Here is a 22,321-nt window from a genome sequence, read left to right on the forward strand (position 1 = left end):
TGGGCTAGGGTGTCAAGCATGGGTTCACCCCGTTACGTGACGATCGCCGCGGAGCTGCGCGACCGGATCACCGGCGAGAAGCTCGGCCCGCACACCCTCATGCCGTCGGAACGGGAGCTCAGCGAGACCTTCGGCGTCAGCCGGATGACCGCCCGGCAGGCCCTGGCGCTGCTGGAAAAGGAGGGATACGTCTACCGGCGGCCGCCGCGGGGCACGTTCGTGGCCGAACCGCGGGTGCCGTTCCACATCGGCAGCTTCTCCGACGAGATCATCCTGGCCGGGCGGCGGCCGTCGGCGCAGCTCATCTGGGCCGAGGAGCGCCCCCCGACGCCTTCGGCCCGGGAGGCGCTCGACCTGGCCGGTGACGAGACCGTGCACGCCCTGCACCGGCTGCGGTTCGCCGACGACGAGCCGATCGCGCTGGAGACCACCTACTTCCCCAGCGCGATCACGCCCGGCCTGCTGGAGCGGCCCCTCACCGGCTCGCTCTGGCACATCCTGCGCGCCCACTATCGCGTCGTGCCGGCCGACGCCTCCGCCGTCATCGAGTCCATCGTCATCGACGACGCCTCCTGCGCCCGGCTGCAGGTCCGCAGCGCCTCCAGCGGGATCCTCCTGACCCGCCGCACCTACACGGCCGAGGGGCGCTGCATCGAGTTCGCGCGCGACGTGTACCGGGCCGATCGCGCGTCGTTCAAGGTGGAGGCGCGGATCCCGGTACCCGTCGAAGGCGGCTGAACGCGCGTCAGGCGGTGTCGCCGCCGTCGGCCAGCAGCGTGCTGCCGGTCATGAAGGCCGACAGGTCCGACGCGCAGAACAGGACGACGCGCGCGATGTCGTCGGGGACGCCGATCCGGCCGATCGGCCCGTTCAGCATGAGGTCGGTCGGCGGGAGGTCGCCGGCCGGCACGGTGGCCGGCATGGCCGCCGCCATCATGTTGCCCTCCGTGGGGACGTAGCTCGGCGCCACCCCGAGCACGCGGATGCCCAGCGGAGCGAGCTCGAGGGCCAGCTCACGCGTGAGACCGCGAGCGGCGTGCTTGGAACCGACGTAGGCGGCCAGGCCGGGCGCGCTCGCGCGGAAACCCGCGGTCGAGATGATGTTCACGATCGCGCCGCCGGTGCCCGCCGCCGCCATCCGCCGTGCCGCCTCACGCGCGCCGACGAAGACGCCGCGGGCGTTGACCGCGAACACCTGGTCCCAGGTCTCCTCGCTCATCTCCAGCAGCGGGACACTCGGGAAGATCCCGGCATTGTTCACCCAGATCTCCAGGCCGCCGAGCTCGGCGACCGCGAGGTCGGCCGACGCGGCCACGGACGCCGCGTCGGTGACGTCCATGGCGGCGCCCACCGCGCGTACCCCGTGGCGCTCGGCGAGCTGCTTGGCGGCGGTCACGGCGAGCTCTTCGTCGATGTCGCCGATCAGCAGGTCGGCGCCGGCCTCGGCCAGGCGCAGCGCGATCGCCCTGCCCAGCCCGCGACCGCCGCCGGTCACGACCGCGCGCCGCCCTCTCAGGGAGACGAGCTCGGCCAGGGACTTGCCCGACACATCGGCAATGGACATGAATGAACTCCTTCAGTTGATGGGACGTCGTCGGGAGAAACTCCCCGGGCCGGTGTGGAACGTGCTGCCGTCCGGGAAGCGGATCCGCGCCTCGGAGCCCCCGGGCACGTCGACCGCGATGGTCAGGTGGCCGTCCTCGACGCGCCAGTCGACGGCGATCCGCCCCCGCGGGCCGTCGAAGGTGCCCGTGGCCCAGGTGATCGCCTCGTCGAGCACCGGCGCGACCTCGAAGGACTCCCAGCCGGCCGAGCCCGGCGCCTGCCGAAGTCCGAGGGTGTGGGTGTGCAGGAAGCGGATGACCGCGCCCTTGCTGTAGTGGTTGAGCGACGCCGTGGCCGTGCCGTCCTCGGACACCCCGTCCCAGTCCTCCCAGATGGTCGTCGCGCCCCGGTCGAGCATGCCCAGCCACGAGGGGGACGAGCGCTGGTACAGGACCCGGTAGGCGACGCCGGGGTGGCCGGAGTCGGCCAGGACGGGCAGCAGGTCCGCCGTCGAGAGGAAGCCCGTGCCGAGGTGGCCGCCGGCCGCGTCGATCAGGCCGACGAGGTGCCGGGCCGCCCGCTCGCGCAGTTCCTCGGGCACGAGCTCGAAGGCCAGGGCACGCACGTAGCTCGCCTGCGTGCCGGCCTTCGTCCGGCCCTCGGCGTCCAGGAACTCCGTCTGCCAGGCCCGGCGTACCCGCTCCGCCGTCTCGCGGTAGCGGGCCGCTTCGCCGGCGTGCCCGAGCACCTGCGCCACGTCGGCGAGGGTACGGACGGAGCGGAACAGGTACGCGGTGCCCACCTCGCCCTTGTCCGCCAGGTACCACGCCATGGGATCGCTCATCACGGGATCGACGAGGGACCCGTCCGCCGCGCGTTTCTTCGGCTCCAGCCATTCCCCCCAGTGGAAGGAGCCGTCCCAGACGAACTCCTCGTGCGCGAGCGGCTCGGCCGAGCGTTCGACGCGGGAGGGATGCCGGGCGTCGCGCGCGGTCGCCAGCGCCCATTCGACCCACCGGCGCATCGCCGGCCAGTTCTCGGCGAGCGCGGCCGTGTCCCCGTAGGTCGTGTAGAGCACCCACGGGACCAGGACGATCGCGTCGCCCCATCCCGCCGAGCCGGTGATCCCGTTCGCCATGGGCTCGTCGTGGACCTTCAGCCCGTTGGCGTCGGGTGAGGAGTTCACCACGCGGCCGTCGTCGAGCTGGTCGTCGCGGACGGAGCGCAGCCACTTGCGGCTGAAGCCGTCGACGTCGTACAGGCGCGCCGCGGTCGGCGCGAAGATCTGGTAGTCGCCCGTCCAGCCCAGGCGCTCGCGCGTGGGGCAGTCCGTCGGGAGGTCCACGGCGTTGCCGCGGAAGCTCCAGCGCGCCACCTCGTGCAGCCGGTTGAGATCGTCGTCGCTGCAGGTGAACGTCGCCGTCGGGCGCAGATCGGTGTGCACGACCCGCATGACGATGCTCGCCGGGTCCACGACGCGGGAGACGCGCGCGTACCGGAAGCCGTGCACGGTGTGCCGGGGCTCGAACACCTCGCCGGGCCGTCCTGCGGAGACGACCTCGTCGCGCTGCACGAACGGGATCGCGGCTTCGCCCGGCCGCCGGCTGTCCAGATGCGTCGTCGTCAGGTCCCCGGTCGCGTCCAGATGCTCGCCGTAGTCGATCACGGTACGGGTGCCGGCCGGGCCCAGGTCGGCGAGGGCGATCCAGCCGGAGGCGTTCTGGCCGAAGTCCACGATCCACGCGCCGTCGCCGTGCCGGGTCACCGAACGCGGGGCGATCCGCTCCACCCGGCGCACCGGCGGGGCCGGTGACCAGCTGATCGGCGGCGCGGTGACCGCGTCCACCAGGACGGGCCGGGCGGCGCCGGGCGGGGCCGTGAAGTCGGTCGTCTGGCCGTTCATCAGGTCGGCCGCGAGGACGGCGCCGCGGCGCGAGGTCCAGTCCGCGCCCGTGACGGCGACCGCCTCGGTGCCGTCGGCGTAGCGGACGTGGAGCTGGAGCCGCGCCGCGGTGGTCGTGCCCCACGAGTCGCGCTTGCGCCAGGTGCCGGCGCTGCCCCGGTACCAGCCGTCCGACAGCAGGATCTCCAGGTCGTTGCCGCCGCCGCGCAGCAGCGCCGTGACGTCCGCGGCCTGGGCGTACAGCGTGTCCCCGTACGAGGTGGAGCCAGGCGACAGCTCCGCCGTCCCCACCCGCGTGCCGTTGACGAACGCCTCGTAGACGCCGAGCGCGGTGGCGTAGAGCCTGGCTTGGGCGATGTCGCCGCGCAGGTCCACGCTGCCGACCAGGACGTAGGCCGGACGGGAGCCGTCGCCATCCTCCTGCGGCGAGATCCAGCGCGCCGACCAGTCCCGGTCCAGCAGGCCCGACTCGAACGCGTGCCAGGATGACCAGCCCGAGGACCGCCCGCCGCGACGCGTTCGGACCCGCCAGGCCACGGACTGCCGGCTGCGCAGCGGCGGCAGCGGCCACTCGACGAACAGGTGCCGGGCGGAGACGACGTTCTCCACGCTCCGCTCGACGCCGTCGACGCGGAGCTGAAGGTCGTAGCCGTCCTGCCCGCTCCACGTCAGCGGCGGCTTCCAGGACAGCGCCGGCCGCTCCTCGGCGACCGGAAACCGATCACCGCCACTGGCGATCCGCAGGTCGTACGGCGCATGCTCGCTCATCCTCATCGCACCGACCGCACCCGCGTGAACACCAGCGACCCGCCGATGAGCGCCAGCACCGCGCCGGTGAGGTAGAGCAGCGTGTAGTTCTTGTCGCCGCCGCTCGCGCCGATGCCGATGACGAACGGGGCGATGAGCGGCGCGATCGCGCTCGGGAGCTTGTGGGCGAACGACACCACGGCCATGTACCGCCCGGCCTCCTCCCGGCTCGGCAGCACCGCGAGCACGATCGCCTGGTCGACCGCGCTGAAGAACGCGATCGCGAGCTGCATCAGCACGGACCCGATCATCAGCACCGGGAAGGAGTACGCGAAGGCCTCCACCAGCGCGCCCGCCACGAAGAACAGCGCGCCGACGAGGGCGAACAGTTTGCGCCGGCGCAGCTTGTCCGACAGGAAGCCGCCGCCGATCGCGCCGAGGGCCGCCGCGGCGACGCCGAGGACCCCGATGACGGTCGCGGCCCCGGCGACCTCCCGCACCGGCAGGTCCAGGCGCTGGGCGTAGAAGAACGTGGTGAACGTCGTGTTGCAGTACAACCCCATGAAGAACATCAGGCGCCCCAGCCAGTTCCAGCCGAAGTCCGGGTACTTGCGGGGGTCGAACACGTAGCTGGACGCCAGCGTCCGCACCGACACCGGCGTGGTGTGCACGGCGCCGCGCGTGTCGTCCTCCTTGCCCACGACGAGGAAGACCCCGAGCAGCACCGCGCCGACGACGCCGGGCAGGACGAAGACGAGGAACGTGTTGCCCGTCACGGCGGTGGTGATCCCGATGCCGACGATGGGGGCGATCTGGCCGGTCAGCCCGGTGAGGCCGCCGATCTTGCCGCGCTGGGCCTCGGGGATGCGGTCGGCCTGCACGTTGAGGATCGCCTGCGAGGCGGTCGCCCAGCCCAGCATCGCGAGGATCCAGCCGGCTCCCACGAGCAGCAGGCTCGGCGCGACCGCGATGCCGACCAGCGCCGCCAGGCCCAGGACCAGGCCGGCGAGCAGGAAGGGGCGGCGGCGGCCGAGGCGGCTGCGGGTGCGGTCGCTCCAGACGCCGAGCAGGGGACTGAGCACGAGATAGATGGTCTGGGCGGTGCCCGTGACGTACCCGAGCACCTCCTCGTGCCCGGGGGCGAGCTCGTCGATCCGCACCGCCAGCGAGAACGACAGCGGGACCACGAAGGCCATGGAGATGCCGAAGTTGGCGGCCATCATCCAGAAGATGTAGCTCGCACTCGCCCTCGGCAGATCGTCGGGGGTCCGGATTTCGAGCGGTCCGAGGGAGGGGGGAGTGGCCATGAACACCGTTCCCAAGCAGTAAGGGCCGAAAAGTGCAGCTCATTACTTAAGCGCATCAGTAACCTACCGTTGACCGCCGCACGGCTCGCAAGACGTCTCCCCGTAACAAGTACGCAACGGAGGCGCCCGTCACACAGGTGGCCGGAATCTCCTACGATGCCGACATGAGACGCCCAGCGAAGCGGGTCACCAGCGCCGATGTCGCCCGAGCAGCCGGCGTCTCCGCCGCGACCGTGAGCTACGTGCTCAACGACACCCCGGGGCAGTCGATCCCGGAGGAGACCAGGCGCCGCGTCCTGGACGCGGTCAAGCAGCTCGACTACCGCCCGCGCGGCTCGGCCCGCTCCCTGGCCGCGGGACGCAGCGACGTCGTCCTGCTGTCCATCCCGCACCTGTCGATCGGCCCCGGCATCAACCGCTTCGTCGAGCAGTTCGCCGCCTCCCTGGCCGATTCCGGCCTGACCCTGGTCACCCACCTGGCCGGAGCGCCGGGGCGGCCGCTGCCCGACGTCTGCGCGGCGATCGACGCCTCGGTGGTCGCCAGCCTCGACCCGCTCGACGACGAGACCGCGCAGGCCCTGCGCCGGGCGGGCGCGGACCTCGTCTTCACCACCGAGGTCGAGGCCCACCCCACCATGCGGCTCATGGGCCGCCTCCAGGCCGAGCACCTCGTCGACCTGGGCCATCGCCGCCTCGGCTACGCCATGCCCGAGCACCCGATGCTCCGCAGGATCGCCGACGACCGGCTGGCCGGGGTGGCCGAGGCCTGCGCGCACGCCGGCATCGACCCGCCGACGGCGCTCGACACCAAGCTCGACAGCGCCGCCATGGCCCGCGCCGCCAGGCGCTGGCGGCGAGAGTCCGTGACCGCCGTGTGCGCCTACAACGACGAGGTCGCGATCGCCCTCCTCATGGGTATGCGCCGCGCCGGGCTCACCGCCCCCGGCGATCTGGCGGTCATCGGCACCGACGACATCCCCCTCGCCCAGGCGGCCGACCCGCCGCTCAGCACGATCGCCTTCGACCTGGAGAAGGTGGGCCGTTCCCTGGCCGACGCGGTCGTGGCCAACCTGTCGGGCCGCAAGCCGCGCCTGACGCCGGCCTCGTTGTCCCCGCACGTCATTCACCGCGCCTCCACCTGAAACCTCCGGGAGCGCCGCGCTCGGGCCGATCTTCGCTTACTGTGCATCTCGGGGGAAACGCTGCGGGAGAATGGCCGGGCCAGCGCGCACGGAAGCGCGGCGTACCGGGGGAAAACGGAGGATGACGTCGGGAATGAGCACGCAGACGCACGAGCATCTCGGCCCGTACCGGGTGATCGGGAAGATCGGCGAGGGCGGCATGGGGGTGGCCCACCTCGGTCTGGACGGCGCGGGCCGCGAGGTTGCGATCAAGGTGCTGCACCCGCACGTGGCCGCCGACCTCAAGTCGCGTGACCGGCTGCTCCGCGAGGTGGAGACGATGCGGCGGGTGCGCAGCCGCTACGTGGCCGAGGTGATCGACGCCGAGCTGGCGGGCAACCGGCCCTACGTGGTGACCCGCTTCGCCGCGGGCCGCACGCTGGAGGACACCGTGCTCACCGACGGCCCGCTGGAGGCGCGCGAGGTCGTCAAGCTCGCCCATGGGCTGTGCCAGGCGCTGGTGGACATCCACGCGGCCGACGTGATCCATCGCGACCTCAAGCCGTCCAACGTCATGCTGGTCGACGGCGAGCCGCTGGTCATCGACTTCGGCATCGCGCATCTGGTGGACGCGGCCCGGCTGACGCAGACCGGGATGTTCGTCGGCACGCCGGGCTACCTCGCGCCGGAGATCATCCGTGACTCGCAGATCACCCAGGCGGCCGACGTGCACGCGCTGGCCTCGACGGTGTTCTTCGCGGCCACGGGGCTGCCGCCGTTCGGGACGGGGACGTTCGAGGCGATCTGCTTCAACACCATGGAAGGGCGGGCGCAGATCGACAAGGCGCCGGCGTGGCTGCGGGGCTGGCTGAGCCGGGCGATGCAGGTCGATCCGGCGGCGCGGCCCGGCGCGGGGGAGCTGCTGCGGCTGGCCAGGGCGCTCGATCCGGCGGGCCGCCCGGACAGGACCAAGCGGATCGCGAGCGGCACGCTGACCATGGACATCGTCGCCGACCTGCTCCCGCCGGTCGAATACGCCCCGAGCCGCCAGGAGGAGCGGCCGCCGCCCTACGTGCCCGCCCCGGCTCCGACCGTCCACGACGACCGGCCGCGGGAGCCCCGCCCGGCCCCGCCTCCCGCGGAGCCCTTCGAGCTCAAGCGGTTCCTGGCCGGCAGCGGGTTCGTCGGGGTGCTGGTGCTCGTGACGCTGGTGGCGGCGACCGTCGTCATGCCGGTCGCCGTGGGTCTGGTGGCGGCGGCCCTCTCGCTGGCGTTGCGCGCCGGCGATCACTTTTTCGCCGAGACCCGGCCGCCGTTCGGCAGGGCCGCGCTCGTCGCGGTGGGCCACCTGTTCCTGTCGCTGGCGTTCGGCACCGTCGTCGCGAGCCTCCTGCACCTGTCCGGCCGGTTGGGCACCAGCCACGCGGAGTCCCTGGCCGCCGGCGCGTTCACGCTGGGGCTGTTCGTGCTGCCCGGCGCGGGCGTGGTGCGGCAGGTCGCCGCGCGCACCCTCGCCCGCCTGCTGCCCGGCCGCAACGCGACCGTGGTGACGGTGGCCGTGATGGGACCGGTCGCGCTGACCTCGGTGATCGTGGCCCTGGTCCAGGGGCTGTAAGGACGGACCGCCCGGTCAGTGGCGGTCGCAGAGGGGCGCGGGCGATCAGGTCGCCCGCCGCCTTCAGGCTCGCGCCCGCCGTCACCCTCGCCTGCGAGTCGGGCCTCCTCGACCATCGCTGACCGACTTGCGGCGCGGTGGGTGCTCGTGTTTGAGTACTCATATGCGAGCTACACGCCTTTTCATTCTCGGCGCCCTGGCCGACGGTGGCCCCATGCACGGGCACAAGATCCGGGCCGCCGCTCAGCTGGACCGGGTGGAGCTGTGGGCGGACGTCAAGCCCGGCTCGTTGTACGGCGCGCTGCGCCGGATGGCGGACGAAGGCGTCGTCGAGGTGGTCCGCACCGAGCAGGAAGGCAACCTCCCCGCCCGCACGGTCTACGGCATCACCGGCAAGGGCCGGACCGAGCTGGTCTCGCTGATCAGGTCCGTCCTCGAGGACACGAAGTTCCGGCCGGACGCGATCCAGCTGGTGCTCCTGCACAGCGGCGAGATCGGCCCCGACGAGCTGCGCACGGCCGTCCAGCGACGGCGCGACGCCTTCGCCGCGCAGCTCGACTTCTGGCGCAACCTGCGCGCCGAGGCCGACCCGCACCTGACCAGGCTGGAGGCCGTCGCCTTCGACTACACCCTGATGCAGCTCGAGATGGAGCTGACCTGGCACGACCGCCTGCTCGCGGAGCTCGCGAACCCCGCCGGGCAGCCCTGACGCGCCCGCTACCAGAAAGGTGAGAAACTCATGCCTCCTCGGCGTTTGCACGTCGCCGTCATCGGCGGCGGGATCGGCGGGCTCTGCCTGGCGCAGGGCCTGAAGCGAGCCGGCGTGGACGTCACCGTGTACGAACGGGACCGCACGGCCGACTCGCGCCTCCAGGGCTTCCGGCTGAACATCGATCCGGCCGGGAGCGTCGCCCTGCACGCCTGCCTGCCGCCCGCCCTGTGGGAGGTGCTGGTGGCCACCGCGGGCGACCCGGGGCCAGGGATCAGCTTCCTCGACGAACGGATGCGCACGCTCGTCCGCATCGGCCAGGACGGCCGGGACCGCGACCCACTGGACCCCGCGACCGGCCGGCACGCGGTCAGCCGCATCACCCTGCGCAAGCTGCTGCTGGCCGGCCTGGACGACGTCGTCCGCTTCGGCAAGGAGTTCACCGGCTTCGCCCGGGCGGACGACGGGACGGTCACGGCGAAGTTCGCCGACGGCACCACCGCGACCGCCGACGTGCTCGTCGCGGCCGACGGCGTCAACTCCCGGGTGTGGGCGCAGCTCCATCCCGCGGCCGGCCGCACCACGCTGCCGGCGACGGCCGTCGCCGGCAAGCTCTTCCTCACGGAGGACAACCGGCGATGGCTGCCGGAGCGGCTGCTCGCCGGCATGAACGTCTTCTGGCCACGCCGGGACTTCCTGTTCACCGCGATCTTCCGCAGGCGCGAGGACCGTGCGGCGACCACCGCCAGGCTCGGCGACCGGGTACGCGCGCTCGGGCTGGAGCCGGAGCGGCTGCTGGCGGACGCGCACGACGACGACTACGTGCTGTGGGCGTTCATCGCGCACCGGGACTCCCTCCCTGCGGACTTCACGCCGGAGGCCCAGGCCGACCCGGCCGCGGTGCGGGAGATGCTGGCCCGGCGGACCGCCGGCTGGCATCCCGACCTGCGCCGGCTGCTCGCCAACTCGACCCCGGACACCCTCTACCAGACCGAGTTCAGCGCCGCCGAGCCGCTCCGACCGTGGGAGACGGGCAACGTCACCGGGCTCGGGGACGCCGTCCACCACATGCCCCCGGTCGGCGGGCTCGGCGGCAACGCGGCGCTGCGCGACGCGCACCGGCTCTGCGCCGCGCTCGCCGCGGCCGACCGCGGCGAGCAGCCGTTGCCGCAGGCGTTGCGCGCCTACGAGGCGGACATGCTGCGCCACGGGTTCGACACCGTGCGCGAGGTCGTCCGCAACACCGACGCCGCGCTCGCGTGCAGCCCGCTGAAGCGGTCGGCGACCCGGTGGTTCTTCCGCGCCTGCGGAGCCGTCCCGCCGCTCGGGCGGGCGGTGTTCGGGGAGCGCTGAGGTGGTTTACACCATGGACAACATCACGTCACGTTGTTACGTTCGAGGGCAGTTGACAGCGGTGTCAATCCTTGTCCCCCCACGAGGAGCGGAGATCGTTGATGGTGTCACGACGCAGTTTCCTGCGGGCGAACGGCGTGGTCCTGGCGGCCGGCGGCCTCGGCCTCACCTTCCAGGACCCCGCCGCCGCGCGAACCCTCCCCACCTTCCTGCCGAACTTCGGCCGTCCCACCCACCTCGACTTCGCAGACCTCACCACCCTCCACGGCGACGACCAGCTGCTCCTGACCACCCTCCAGGGTGTCGTCAACCGCCGCCGGCCGCGCCTCTACTTCAACTACGACGCCGCCGGACACGACCAGCGCTGGCTGTCCAGCACCGGCGCGGCGGTCATCCGTCACGACCGCCCCCTCGACCTGGTCGCCCGCTACCGCGCCGAGGTGCGCGGCGCGATCCTGCACGACCCGGACGTCCCCGACTCCGTCAACGTCGCCACCACCTTGGCCGGTCTCGAGGACGCCGTCGCCGCGACCGCCGAGCAGGCCGCCGCGCACGGCCTGCGTACCGTCGTGGACCTGCGCGGCCGCTTCGACCCCGCCGACGTCCTGGCCACGTACCGCTGGCAGCTCGACCACCTGTTCCCCCGCTGCACCCACACCCTGCTCGCCGGGCTCCCGCCCACCAGGACCGTGCGGGTGGACGGCGTGCGGTGGCGCGAGATCGCGCGGGAGACCGAGCGCGTCCGCGACTCCTCCAACCGGGCGGTGCGCACGTTCGACCTGAGCCAGGAGGTGCCGACCGCCCAGGACGGCGTCTACCTGCGCTTCCAGGACTCGCTCGGCGACGACGGCTGGGGCGCGTCCGTGGGCTCGGTGAAGGTGACCGCGGACGGGACGCAGATCGCGGCGTTCACCCCCGGCACGGAGGCCGAGGCCCCCTACCTCTTCGACGGCCTCAACTCCGCCATAGGCGGCGACGACAACCGTTTCGCCGACGGCGGCAACTACTTCGTCTACCGCTTCACCGCCCCGGCCGGGGCCCGGCAACTGCTCGTCGAGGTGGACCTGTGGAACCAGTACCTGGTCACTGCCGCGACGACCGCGCCCACCCGGGTCGAGCCGTTTCCCTACTTCCGCGACTACGCGGTGGCCACCCGGGCCATGGTCTTCTGGCTGCCGCCCAGCGGCGCCACCGGTGAGCTGCTCGACGAGATCTTCGGCCGGGTGGAGCCCGCCACGCCGTACGCGGGCTGGTTCTCCAACGACGTGGCGGGCGAGTGGGGCGGCGTCGACCGGGCCTCGCAGCACGGCGTCGAGGTGGTCCCCGCCGACTACTACATGAACGCCACCGTCCACGCCGGGGTCTCCGCCAAAATCTCCGACCGGGTACGCCCGCGACCGCCGGCCAGGTTACGCGCTCGCGTCTATCTCACGCTCACGGTCGGCGAGGGCGACAACATCCAGTACTGCCAGCGCCGGATGCGCGAGATCTGGGACGACCCCAAGCGCGGCGGCGTGCCGGTCAACTGGACGGTGAGCCCGCTGCTGGCCGACATCGGGCCCGCGCTGCTGGCGTACTACCAGCGCACGGCCACCGCCAACGACCTGCTCGTGGCCGGCCCGTCCGGCGCCGGCTACACCTACCCGGGGTCCTGACCGGCGGCGGCGCTGGCCGCGTACACGCGGCTCACCGGCCGATTCCTGCGCCGTACCGGTATGGATCTCGTCTACGCCTACAACCACCGCAAGCCCGAGGGCGACGGCTGGGTGGCCTTCGACGAGCGCATCGTCGCCGCCTACCGGCGCGACACCCCGGTGCGCGGCATCATCCAGTCGTGGGAGACCGGCGACCTGCTGATCCACCCGGCGGGCCTGCCCGTGATCGGGAACTTCTCGCCGCAGGGCAAGGCGCAGGAGTACCGGGACACGCTGGTGCGGCGGATCGGGGGATGGGACGGGGGAGCGCCGCTGTTCATCGCCGGCGCGGTCAACGCCTGGAACTGGACGCCGGCCGACATCGCCGAGCTCGCGGGGCTCCTGGGGGATCCGTTCGAGATCGTCCGCGGCGACACGTTCTTCGCGCTGCTCCGCGAGCATCTGTCGGCCTGAAACTTTCAGAGTCCCAAAAGCATTTCCCCACGTCCGTAGCAGCCTTCCGCCGACGTTTATTGACAGGCTCGGTATGGATCATCACCGTACTCGTTGTTAAGGTTCACATTTTTCGGGCTCCCCCCTCACACGGAGAAAGCGGATGCACTTACGAGGATTACGCAGGGGCCTCATCGCCGGGGCCCTGGCCGTCTGCATGGCCGGCGCCGCGGTGGCGAGCACGATCACGGCGCACGCGGCCGCGGCCGGCTGCCAGGTCACCTACACCCTGGGCTCGCAGTGGGCCGGCGGCTTCAGCGCCAACGTCGCGATCAAGAACCTCGGTGATCCACTCACGAGCTGGACCCTGCGCTGGAGCTTCGCCGCCTCGCAGACGGTCAGCCAGGCCTGGAACGCCGTCGTGACGCAGAGCGGCAGCGCGGTGACCGCCGCCAACGCCGGCTGGAACGGCTCCCTGCCGACGAACGGCAGCGCCTCGTTCGGGTTCAACGGCACGTGGAACAACTCCACCAATCCGGTGCCGGCCAGTTTCACCCTCAACGGCGTCACCTGCACGGGCACCGTGACCCCCACCCCCACCGTGACTCCCACGGTGACTCCCACAGTGACTCCCACAGTGACCCCGACCGTGACCCCGACGTCGGGCCCGCCGCCGTCGCGGACCGTGCGGGTCTACTGGCTCAAGCCTTCGGACGTGGCCTACGACCAGCGCTACCCGGACGGCATCGCGAAGGTCATGCAGGAGGCGCAGCGCTTCTTCAAGCAGCAGCTGGGCAAGACGTTCACGCTGAACAACCCGGTCGTCGAGGTCGTCAACGGCGACCAGCCGCGGACCTGGTACGAGAACACCCCGAACTGCGGCGAGAAGTACTGGTGGACGGTGTGCAACATGCAGGCCGAGCTGCGCCGTAAGCTCGGTCTCGGCGCGCCGGACAACCGCTGGGTCAACGTCGGCGAGATCAGCGCCGAAGGCGACGGCGCCGGTGGCGGCGGTGGCAACGGTTGGGTGATCCTCAGCGGACACGACGCCGACGGCGCCGCGGGGATCAACGGCGCGATGAACCGGTGGTACGGCGGAATGGTGCACGAGCTGGGGCACGCGTTCGGCCTGCCCGACGCCACCTCCACCGACGGGACGTGCATGTCGGCGACCTTCTACTCCTACCCGAACTGCATCTTCAACCAGACACAGAAGAACGCCATGCTGAACGGCCCCTACGGCAGCTTCCTCACCTGACCGGCGATGGGCGGCGTGATCAGCGATCACGCCGCCCATCGGCGCGCTCCGATCGCCGGCCTGGTCCGTACGAGGCCGACGATCGCGGCCGTGGTCGTCGCGCTGCCCGTCCTCGCCGCCGCTCTCGGCGGGCTCTTCGCGCGCGAGCCGGCCGGCAGCGCGCCAGGCCCCTGAAAGGCCCCTTGACGAGCCCTTTCACGGCCGTCGGACGCCGGGTCGTTGGCCCTGTTCATGAGGGACTTATGGCCCTGGGGCGGCGAGGTCGCGTGCGGTGCGATGGGGGGAGAGGGGGGACCAACATGATCATTGCAGGTGTCGACGGATCGCGGGCGTCGTGCGCGGCGGTGGCCTGGGCGGTGGATGACGCGAAGCGCAGGCACGAGCCGCTGCGCGTCGTGCACGCCGTGAACCGCGATTCGTACCGGTTTTCGAGGTTCCACGCCGCTCCCGAGCCGGACGTGCTCGACCGCATGGCGCAGACGATGGTGACCGAGGCGGCCGAGCTGGCGGGGGAGCGCCAGCTGGACGTCGAGGTGTCGACCGAGGTCGTCGAGGGGCCCGCGGCGGTGGCCCTGCGGGAGCAGGCCAAGGACGCGACCGAGATCGTCATCGGCAGCCGGGGGCTGGGCGGGTTCGAGGGGGCCCTGCTCGGCTCGGTGAGCTTGCACGTGGCCGGTCAGGCGCACTGCCCGGTGGTCGTGGTGCGGCCCGAGCAGGAGTCCGTACGCGGTGAGGTGGTGGTCGGCGTCGACGACTCGCCGGAGTGCGAGCCCGCGCTCGAGTTCGCCTTCCGCCAGGCCGAGCTGCGCGGCAGCCCGCTGCGCGCGCTCCACGCCTGGCAGCCGCCGGTGCAGTTGTACGCCCCACAGGTCAACTACGACCCCGACGACGTCACCGCGGCCGCCAACCAGGTCGTCGCCGCCCGGATCGCCCGATTCCGGGAGGCGTACCCGGGGGTGGAGGTGGTCGAGGACGTGCGGCGCGCCCACCCGGTCGACGCTCTGGTGACCGCTTCGGCCCAGGCCGCGCTGGTGGTGGTCGGCTCGCACGGGCGCGGAGTCATCCGCTCGGCGCTGCTGGGCTCGGTCAGCCACGCGATGCTCCACCACGCCCGCTGCGCCGTCGCCGTGGTGCGGTAGGGAAGGGATCGATCGCCCCGTACGCAGGTTGCTTCCGGGGAGGCTGCGATGAGAGCGGATGGCACCGCCACCCCTGTGGTTCGGACGCTGACGGTGGGGGTGGAGGAGGAGTTCCTGCTGCTGGATCATGCCGAAGGCGGCCCGGCCCTGGCCGCGCCGGCGGTCCTGGCGCTGCTCGGCGGCGATCCGCACGTCAAAGCCGAGGCCATGCGCTACCAGCTCGAAACGGTCACCGGCGTGTGCACGGACCTGGCGCAGGTGGCCGAGGAACTGTCCCGCCACCGGACGCTCGCCGCACGCGCGGCGCGGGAACTGGGCTGCCATCTCGTCGCGTGCGGGATTCCCCCGCGAAACATGCCCGGGTTGTCCGCTCTCACGGCCGACGACCGTTATCGGGCGCTGGCGGCCCGCCATGGAGCCCTGGTCGCGGGCTCGGGCACCTGCGGCTGCCACGTACACGTCGGCATCTCCTCCCGCGAACTGGGCGTGCAGATCCTGACCCGGCTCCGGCCCTATCTGGCCACGCTGCTGGCGCTCAGCGCCAACTCTCCGATCGCCGGCGGCGGGGACACGGGCTGGGCCAGCCGCCGCTACCGGCAGTGGAGCCGCTGGCCGACGGCGGCGCCTCCCCTGGCGTGGCGGTCGGCGGCCGACTACGACGCCACCGTGTGCCACCTGATCCGCCGCGGCCGGGCCCTGGACGAACGGAGCGTGTACTTCCACGCCCGGCTGTCACCGCGCTACCCGACCGTGGAGCTGCGGGTCATGGACACCTGCCTCTCGGTCGAGGACACCGTGCTGCTGGCCGCCATGGCGCGGGCGCTCGTCGCCCTGGCCATCGCCGACATGACGAGAAATGTGCCGATCAAGGCGCTGAGTGACCGGCAGATCGTCGCCGAGCTGGCCGCCGCCGCCCGGCTCGGCCTGGACGCGCCAGCCCTCGATCCGTACACGTCGCGGGCCCTGACCCACCGCGACCTGCTGGAGCTCCTCCTGCCGCGCCTGCCCGAGCCCGAACCGATCGCCCTGCTGCTCCACCGGCTGGCCCGCCGGGGGACGGGTGCGGCCCGGCAGCGGACGATGTGGTCCCAGGCCGGCACTCCCCGTCGATTCGCCCAGCTGCTCGCCGACGCGACACTCCCCTGAACCAGGCGAGATGGGGACCAATGTCACCCCCATTCGGGACTTCGTCCCCGGGCGCGGCGGGCTCGCCGTCGCGAAGGTGGAAGTGGGAGAAAGGAGGGGTCATGACCGTCGAAATGCTGGCCGCCGAGCAGGTGATGAGCCGGGTCCTGGTGGCGGTCAAGCCGGACGAGTCGCCGTTGATGGCCTGGGAGCTGATGCGCCGCGCCGACGTTCACCACCTGCCGGTCGTCGAGGGGCGGCACGTGTTCGGCATCCTGACGCGTGAGCAGGTGGCGGTGTCCTGGTCGGGCGGTCCGGAGGAGCAGTCCAGCCGTCAGGTACGGATGTTGCTCGGGTGCGAGCGCAGGCCGGTGGTCCGCCCGGACACCCCGCTGACCCGGGTCGCGGCGGCGATGCTGGACGCCGGGTGCGACGCCGTGCCGGTGGTCGACGGGGGCGGGCTGATCGGCCTGGTCACGGCTCATGACGTGCTGCTGGCCGTCGCCGGACGTCTCCGCCCGGCCGAAGGGTCCCATGAGGTGGTCACCGGGATGTTCCACCTCGAACCCGTCCTTCCCCCGGCCTCCACCGTGGGAGACGCGCCCTGAACGCTGTCCCCCCGGCCGCCGGCGGGTTACTCGGGACGGGAGTCCCGCAGGCGCGCCGCCAGCGCGGCGGCCTGGGTGCGGCGCTGCATGTTGAGCTTGGCCAGCAGGTTGGACACGTAGTTCTTGACCGTCTTCTCGGCCAGGAACAACTGCTCGCCGATCTGCCGGTTGGTCAGCCCTTCACCGATGAGGTCAAGAATGTGCCGTTCCTGGTCCGACAGCGCGGCAAGGGGATCCTTCCTGGCGGCCTGGTCGCGCAGGCGCTGCAGCATGGCGGCGGTGGTCTGCGGGTCGAGCAGCGATTGCCCCGCGGCGACCGTGCGGACCGCGCCGACCAGGTCGGAGCCGTGAATTTGCTTGAGCACGTAGCCGGCCGCCCCGGCCATCACCGCCTCGAACAGCGCGTCGTCATCGGCGAACGACGTCAACATCAGGCACGCCAGCCCCGGCACCCTCGAGCGCACCTCGCGGCACACGTCCACGCCGCTGCCGTCCGGCAGCCGTACGTCCAGCACCGCCACGTCGGGCTTCAGCGCGGCGATGCGGGCGATCGCGGACTCGGCCGTGCCGGCCTCCCCGATGACCTCGATGTCGTCCTCGGATCCCAGCAACGCGGCGACGCCCCGCCGGACGACCTCATGATCGTCGACGAGGAACACACGAATCACATATACGACGCTATCCGATGCCGGGAGCACCGCGAGAGACACCGGCCGGCCTGGTGCGACACTTGAAGATGTGGAGAGCGAGCATCATCCGGTGATGCCGCACGTGCGGCTCGACGAGCTGCTGGCCGAGCTGCAGGTACGGCTCAATACCGTGCTGGCCACCCGGGATCGGGTGCACGTACTGCTCGAGGCCGTGGTGTCGGTGGGCAGCGAGCTCGATCTGGAGACTGTGCTGCGCCGCATCGTGGAGACCGCGACCAAGCTCGTGGACGCCAGCTACGGCGCGCTGGGCGTGATCGGCCACGAGAGCACGCTCATCCAGTTCATCCCGGTGGGGCTGACCGAGGAGGAGATCGCCAGGATCGAGCACTGGCCGCACGGCCTGGGCCTGCTGGGCCTGCTGATCAAGGACGCGCGGCCGCTCAGGCTGGGCCGCATCGCCGACCACCCGGAGTCGTACGGCTTCCCCCAGGGGCATCCGCCGATGGGCACCTTCCTCGGCGTCCCGATCCGGGTGCGCGAGGAAGTTTTCGGAAACCTTTACCTGACCGAGAAGCGCGGCGGCGAAGAGTTCGACGAGGAGGACGAGGCCATCGTCGTGGCGCTGGCCACCGCGGCCGGCGTCGCCGTGGACAACGCCCGCATGTACGCGGTGTCCCGGCGGCGGGAGACCTGGCTGCAGGCGTCGGCCGAGGTGACCACGCGCCTGCTGTCCGGCGCCGACCCGCGTCAGGTGCTGAGCCTGGTGGCCGACTCCGCCCTCGCGATGACCGATGCGGACCTGGTCGAGGTGCTCCTGCCGGAGCCGTCGAGGGAGTCGCTGCTCGTGGAGGTCGCGGAGGGCGAGGGCGCGCAGGAGCTGCTGGGGGCCGTCTTCGTGGTGTCGGAGACGCTCGCCGGGGACGTGTTCGTCCAGGGCGAGGCGATGTCCGACCCGGACATGCAGAGCGGCCCGCGTCCCGGCTCGCCGCTGCGGCGGCTGGGTTACGGGCCGGTGATGATGGTGCCGTTCGGCAGCGCGCCGAACGTGCGCGGGGTGCTGGTACTGGCCAAGCGGAGCGGGCGGTTGCCGTTCACCGGGGCGGACGAGCAGATGCTGCAGGCGTTCGCCGGTCAGGCGGCGATCGCGCTGGAGCTGGCCGAGGCGCGCAGGGACGCCGAGCGGCTCGGCCTCCTGGAAGATCGCGATCGCATCGCCAAAGATCTGCACGATGTGGTCATCCAGCGGTTGTTCGCCACCGCGATGACGTTGATGAGCACGATCCGGCTGGTGGAGCGGCCGGAGGCGGCCAAGCGGGTCCAGCACGCGATCGACGAGCTGGACGGGACGATCCGGCAGATCCGCTCGTCCATCTTCGCGCTGCAGGGCTCCGGCGAGCAGCCCGTTCCCAGCCTGCGGGGCCGGATCGTGGAGCTGGTGGAGGGCGTCGCGGGCCATCTGGGTTTCATGCCGGGCCTGCGCATGGAAGGTCAGATCGACGCGCTGGTGCCCGAGCCGGTCGCCGATCATCTGCTGGCCGTGTTGCGCGAGGCCCTGTCCAACGTGGTCCGCCACTCCCGCGCGACGAGCGTCGACGTCCTCGTCGAGGCCGCGGGCGGCGGGCTCGTGCTCGTGGTCACGGACAACGGCGTCGGCCTGGGGGAGACGGGACGCCGGAGCGGCCTGCGCAACATCGAGGAACGCGCCACCCGGCTGGGCGGCGGCGCGGAGCTCACGACGCCCGAAGCGGGCGGGACGCGGCTGTGCTGGCGGATCCCCCTGTGAGATCGGCTCCGCTGGAAGGACGTTGGTCCTGATCGTATGGGGCGTAAGGCCCTGTCGGACGCGGTGAGCCACCCCGGAGCATGGACAGGAAGGGGAGTCGAACACGGGGAGCCGAGATGAAACGTTCGGCAGTGGCGGGGATCGCGGCCGGTTCCGCGCTGGCGGCCGTCGCGGTTACCGGCCTTGCCGCAACGGCCACCGGCATCGCCCAGCAGGCCATCGTCGAGCAGCGCAACGCCACGCCGACGGAGCGGAGCCTGACCGGACCGTACGGGTCGACGCGCAGCATGAACGTCACCGACGAGGCCGGCTATCTGGCCCGCATGGTGGCTCACGATCAAGAAGCCGTGACGGCGGCCCGGCAACTACGGCGCTCGGACCGGCCGCAGATGCGCGCTCTCGGAGCCTCGATCATCGCCCGGCAGAGCGCCGACATCGCCACGATGAGAGCCTGGCTGGACAAGTGGTACCCAGGGCGTTCGAGGATGGCGACCGGCTACCAGCCGATGATCCGCGATCTGTCCGAGCTGTCGGGCGACGCGCTGGACAACGCGTTCCTGCTCGACATGATTCCGCATCACATGGCCGCGGTGTCGATGTCCCAGCAACTGCTGATGTCCGGGCGGGCAACGCACGCCGAGACCGCCCGCTTCGCCGTCAGGATGCGCGACGCCCGGCATGCCGAGATGTTCCGGATGCAGCGGTACCTGGCCCACTGGTTCAAGGGCTGGAGCATGCCGTGCGGGATGCGGAAGTGACGACCTTCCCACAGCCCGCGACCTTCCCGCAGCCCGCGACCTTCCCACAGCTCGCGACCTTCCCGCAGCCCGCGACGCGAACTGCGGGACTTCGGGGTCCTGGCCCCAGGTCCGCCTAGCGGGCTTTGGCCGAACGCGAGTCGCCTCGAAGGACCGCCAGGCCCGCCATCGTCAGCGCGGCAGCGGCGGCCACGGCCACAGTCAGAATGATCACTTTGCGCATTGCTTCACCCCGATTACAGACAGTGATGTTGCTATTACTGTTGCCTGATGGCTTGCTATGAATCCCGCGCTTTTTCCTGGATTCGTCAAACGCCGCGAACAGCAGCGCCCTCAAGCGCCCTCAGGGGGTGATGCGCCGGCCGGACACCTCCTGGGCGTCGACCACGATGTAGTGGTCCCGGTTCCCCGGCACCCAGGTGGTCAACGGCAGCGCCGCCAGCCGGTGGATCTCGTCCGGGTCCGTCACGGCCCGCGCCTGCCCGACCGCGGTGACGGACCAGCCCGTACGCAGCTCGGAATCGAACTCGTCGGCCTCGAAGGCCACCACGGCGTGCCGCGTGGCGGCCGCCAGTTTCGACCCGATCGAGGTCCGGATCACGATGGAGCGGCCGTCGAGGTGGAAGTTGACCGGCTGCACGGCCGGCAGGGCATGTTCGGTGAACACGATCCGGCCGATGGGGGTCGTGGACAGCAGGCCGAGACACTCCTCGCGGGAGAGCACCTGAAGTCCGGACGAATCGAGCTGCATACCCTCAACCTCCCTTTTGGTGCCACCTTCGCGTTAGAGGCGAAAGTCCCTTCATTACCGCCGATAGAGGGCCTGACGGCCCTGGCGGCCGGGGACCTTCGGCCCTGACCCGGAAGTGGAGGGTGTGATGGGCTGGACAGAGGGCCCGACGGAGGTGGAAGCCATGGCTGTCCTATCGGCGAAGCACGCGATCGACACCGCGCTGGAGGCCGCGCGCTGGGCGCCGTCCATACACAACACGCAGCCCTGGATCTTCACGACCTCGGGGGAGGAGATCAGCCTGCGGGCGGACCCGGACAGAAAACTGCGCGTCAGCGACACCTCCGGCCGCGAGCTGTTGATCAGCTGCGGCGCGGCGCTCTACACCCTCCGTACGGCCATGCGCTGCGAAGGCTGGGAGCCCGTGGTGCGTACGCTGCCGGACCCGGACCGCCCCTCGCTGCTCGCCAGGCTCCGGCCGGGCGCCGAAATGGCCCCCGACGAGTCCCTCAAGACTCTGGGCAAGGAGATCGAACGGCGCCGCACCCACCGCGCCGGCTTCGCCGACGTGCCGGTGCCCGACAGGCTGATCGAACGGCTGACCCGCGCCGCCATGGAGGAGGGCGCCAGGCTGACCCCCGTCCGCTCCCCGGACGCGGTCAGGGTCATCGCCGCCCTCACCCAGGCCGCGCAGGGCATCCAGGCGCAGGACCGCCGCTTCGGCCTGGAGGTGGTCCGCTGGGCCCGGCCGCCGGGCAGCAGCCGCAAGGACGGGGTGCCCGCCGAGGGCTACCCCCGCCAGGCGGTACGCACGGACCCGGACTTCCCCCAGCGCGACTACTCCTGGGGGCACGACTGGGGCAGCCAGGCCGACCAGCGGACCGAGACGTGTGCCGGAGTCGTGGCGCTGCTCACCACGCGGGGCGACGGCCGCCAGGAGTGGATCGACGCCGGGCAGGCGCTGCAGCACGTCCTGCTGGAGGCCGCCGCCTACGGTGTCAGCGCCGCCTTCCACACGCAGGCGCTGGAGATGGATCTGCTGCGCGAGTTCCTGCGCCACGAGCTCTGCTCGGACGAGTACCCGCAGATGATCATGCGGTTGGGCGTCACCTCCGACGACAAGGGGTCGGTCCGCCGCTCGGTGTCGGAGGCGACGATGTAGCGGTCACTTCCGCTCGGCCAGGAGGTTCGTGGGGAGCTCACGGCGGGCGCCGAGGTCGTCCTGGTCACCGAGGCGGAGCTGGCCAGTGGGGCGTCGGGCCGCTCGTTGTCCTGGCTCAACTCGGCGGGCGCGCGGTCCGGCCCGTACCATCTCCTGCGCCTGCTCGGCATCGACCGCTACCGCACGCGGTTCGCCGCCGACCCGGCCCTGGAGTGGCTGCGGTTCGACGGCGGCCTGTGGTGGACGACCCCCGACGGCGCCGAGCGGACCCGCGCTCGGCACGAGCACGAGATCGACCGTGGCTACCGGAATGCGGGCCAGTGCTCCGGCCTTCACTTCAGGCCGGGGGTGAAGGCCCGCGCAGGAAGGCCCTCTGGGGCCTGAACGTGCCTTAACCGGGACGGTTTTGCTGCTCGATGTACTGGCGCAGGACGCTGATCGGTGCGCCGCCCACCGACCCGGCGAAGTACGAGCCCGACCACAGCTTGGTCGCCCGGTAATAGTGACGGGCCAGCTCGGGAACTCCTGGCGCATCCTTCGTGAGGAAACGCCCTTCAACGAGTTGACGAGTCTGGACAGGGCGATCTTGGGCGGGAAGTTCACCAGCAGGTGGACGTGATTGTTCCCGCCGTTGAACTCGCGCAGCTCGGTCTCGAAGTCGGCGCACACGTCCCGCATGATCTCCTCCATCCGGTTCAGGTGGGTGTCGGTGAACACCTTG

At 71.7% G+C, this 22,321-nt stretch carries 20 protein-coding genes and 2 pseudogenes; 15 read left to right on the forward strand and 7 right to left on the reverse strand.

From position 1 onward, the window contains the following. The first annotated feature begins 18 nt into the window (after positions 1–18). Positions 19–738 carry a GntR family transcriptional regulator gene (locus ACIHFD_RS62630; protein WP_350727581.1) on the forward strand — a complete coding sequence of 240 codons (720 nt, stop codon included), beginning with the start codon at positions 19–21 and terminating at the stop codon, positions 736–738. Positions 739–745: 7 nt separating this feature from the next. Here ACIHFD_RS62630 and ACIHFD_RS62635 read toward each other — a convergent pair whose 3' ends face one another. Genes ACIHFD_RS62635 through ACIHFD_RS62645 form a run of 3 tightly spaced genes read right to left on the reverse strand, consistent with a single transcriptional unit; the run spans position 746 to position 5,502 of the window. Further along, on the reverse strand, positions 746–1,564 hold the full coding sequence (locus ACIHFD_RS62635) for an SDR family NAD(P)-dependent oxidoreductase (protein ID WP_397375068.1): 819 nt from the start codon (positions 1,562–1,564) through the stop codon (positions 746–748). A gap of 12 nt (positions 1,565–1,576) precedes the next feature. Beyond that, positions 1,577–4,216, reverse strand: a complete 2,640-nt coding sequence (locus tag ACIHFD_RS62640; RefSeq protein WP_397375069.1) for a family 78 glycoside hydrolase catalytic domain — start codon at positions 4,214–4,216, stop codon at positions 1,577–1,579. Positions 4,217–4,218: 2 nt separating this feature from the next. Next, positions 4,219–5,502 carry an MFS transporter gene (locus ACIHFD_RS62645; protein ID WP_397375070.1) on the reverse strand — a complete coding sequence of 428 codons (1,284 nt, stop codon included), beginning with the start codon at positions 5,500–5,502 and terminating at the stop codon, positions 4,219–4,221. 164 nt (positions 5,503–5,666) lie between these two features. Here ACIHFD_RS62645 and ACIHFD_RS62650 point away from each other — a divergent pair, with 164 nt between their 5' ends. From ACIHFD_RS62650 to ACIHFD_RS62695, 10 genes and pseudogenes are all read left to right on the forward strand, one after another. Then, on the forward strand, positions 5,667–6,644 hold the full coding sequence (locus ACIHFD_RS62650; protein ID WP_397375071.1) for a LacI family DNA-binding transcriptional regulator: 978 nt from the start codon (positions 5,667–5,669) through the stop codon (positions 6,642–6,644). 133 nt (positions 6,645–6,777) lie between these two features. After that, a complete protein-coding gene (locus ACIHFD_RS62655) occupies positions 6,778–8,238 on the forward strand; it encodes a serine/threonine-protein kinase (RefSeq protein WP_363984713.1) in 1,461 nt (486 codons plus the stop codon). Positions 8,239–8,401: 163 nt separating this feature from the next. Then, positions 8,402–8,947, forward strand: a complete 546-nt coding sequence (locus ACIHFD_RS62660) for a PadR family transcriptional regulator (protein ID WP_397375072.1) — start codon at positions 8,402–8,404, stop codon at positions 8,945–8,947. Between the two features lie 30 nt (positions 8,948–8,977). Continuing rightward, a complete protein-coding gene (locus tag ACIHFD_RS62665; protein WP_397375073.1) occupies positions 8,978–10,300 on the forward strand; it encodes an FAD-dependent oxidoreductase in 1,323 nt (440 codons plus the stop codon). Between the two features lie 101 nt (positions 10,301–10,401). Further along, positions 10,402–12,408 (forward strand): annotated as a pseudogene (locus ACIHFD_RS62670) (GxGYxYP domain-containing protein). A 142-nt stretch (positions 12,409–12,550) separates the two neighbouring features. Beyond that, complete coding sequence (locus ACIHFD_RS62675; protein ID WP_397375074.1) at positions 12,551–13,645, forward strand: cellulose-binding domain-containing protein; 1,095 nt, start codon at positions 12,551–12,553, stop codon at positions 13,643–13,645. Positions 13,646–13,651: 6 nt separating this feature from the next. Continuing rightward, positions 13,652–13,819 carry a hypothetical protein gene (locus tag ACIHFD_RS62680; RefSeq protein ID WP_397375075.1) on the forward strand — a complete coding sequence of 56 codons (168 nt, stop codon included), beginning with the start codon at positions 13,652–13,654 and terminating at the stop codon, positions 13,817–13,819. A gap of 125 nt (positions 13,820–13,944) precedes the next feature. Next, on the forward strand, positions 13,945–14,784 hold the full coding sequence (locus ACIHFD_RS62685; RefSeq protein WP_397375076.1) for a universal stress protein: 840 nt from the start codon (positions 13,945–13,947) through the stop codon (positions 14,782–14,784). A gap of 48 nt (positions 14,785–14,832) precedes the next feature. Further along, positions 14,833–15,930 (forward strand): YbdK family carboxylate-amine ligase, encoded by a 1,098-nt coding sequence (locus ACIHFD_RS62690; RefSeq protein WP_397375077.1) that lies wholly within the window; start codon positions 14,833–14,835, stop codon positions 15,928–15,930. Between the two features lie 101 nt (positions 15,931–16,031). Continuing rightward, positions 16,032–16,517: an HPP family protein gene (locus ACIHFD_RS62695; RefSeq protein ID WP_397375078.1), complete on the forward strand. Its 486-nt coding sequence runs from the start codon at positions 16,032–16,034 to the stop codon at positions 16,515–16,517. 26 nt (positions 16,518–16,543) lie between these two features. Here ACIHFD_RS62695 and ACIHFD_RS62700 read toward each other — a convergent pair whose 3' ends face one another. Beyond that, positions 16,544–17,185, reverse strand: coding sequence for a response regulator (locus tag ACIHFD_RS62700; protein WP_397375079.1), 642 nt, complete (start codon positions 17,183–17,185; stop codon positions 16,544–16,546). Positions 17,186–17,279: 94 nt separating this feature from the next. Between ACIHFD_RS62700 and ACIHFD_RS62705 the strand changes: the two genes are divergently transcribed. Both ACIHFD_RS62705 and ACIHFD_RS62710 read left to right on the forward strand, forming a co-directional pair. Continuing rightward, positions 17,280–18,950, forward strand: a complete 1,671-nt coding sequence (locus ACIHFD_RS62705) for a GAF domain-containing protein (protein ID WP_397375084.1) — start codon at positions 17,280–17,282, stop codon at positions 18,948–18,950. Positions 18,951–19,066: 116 nt separating this feature from the next. Next, positions 19,067–19,708: a DUF305 domain-containing protein gene (locus ACIHFD_RS62710; protein WP_397375080.1), complete on the forward strand. Its 642-nt coding sequence runs from the start codon at positions 19,067–19,069 to the stop codon at positions 19,706–19,708. Between the two features lie 115 nt (positions 19,709–19,823). Here the strand turns inward: ACIHFD_RS62710 and ACIHFD_RS62715 are convergent, their stop codons facing one another. Both ACIHFD_RS62715 and ACIHFD_RS62720 read right to left on the reverse strand, forming a co-directional pair. Further along, entirely contained in the window at positions 19,824–20,045 is a 222-nt protein-coding gene (locus tag ACIHFD_RS62715) for a hypothetical protein (protein ID WP_397375081.1), read from the reverse strand. A 6-nt stretch (positions 20,046–20,051) separates the two neighbouring features. After that, the gene (locus ACIHFD_RS62720; protein ID WP_350727597.1) at positions 20,052–20,459 is read right to left on the reverse strand and encodes a pyridoxamine 5'-phosphate oxidase family protein; all 408 of its coding nucleotides are present in this window, start codon (positions 20,457–20,459) and stop codon (positions 20,052–20,054) included. A gap of 163 nt (positions 20,460–20,622) precedes the next feature. On the opposite strand from ACIHFD_RS62720, the gene ACIHFD_RS62725 reads away from it, so the two are divergent. Both ACIHFD_RS62725 and ACIHFD_RS62730 read left to right on the forward strand, forming a co-directional pair. Further along, entirely contained in the window at positions 20,623–21,600 is a 978-nt protein-coding gene (locus tag ACIHFD_RS62725) for an Acg family FMN-binding oxidoreductase (RefSeq protein WP_355209894.1), read from the forward strand. Between the two features lie 105 nt (positions 21,601–21,705). After that, a complete protein-coding gene (locus ACIHFD_RS62730; protein ID WP_397375082.1) occupies positions 21,706–21,984 on the forward strand; it encodes a hypothetical protein in 279 nt (92 codons plus the stop codon). A gap of 7 nt (positions 21,985–21,991) precedes the next feature. Here the strand turns inward: ACIHFD_RS62730 and tnpA are convergent. Continuing rightward, positions 21,992–22,317, reverse strand: a pseudogene (tnpA, locus tag ACIHFD_RS62735) (IS200/IS605 family transposase). Positions 22,318–22,321: the final 4 nt, after the last annotated feature.

The sequence above is a fragment of the Nonomuraea sp. NPDC051941 genome (genome assembly GCF_044593615.1).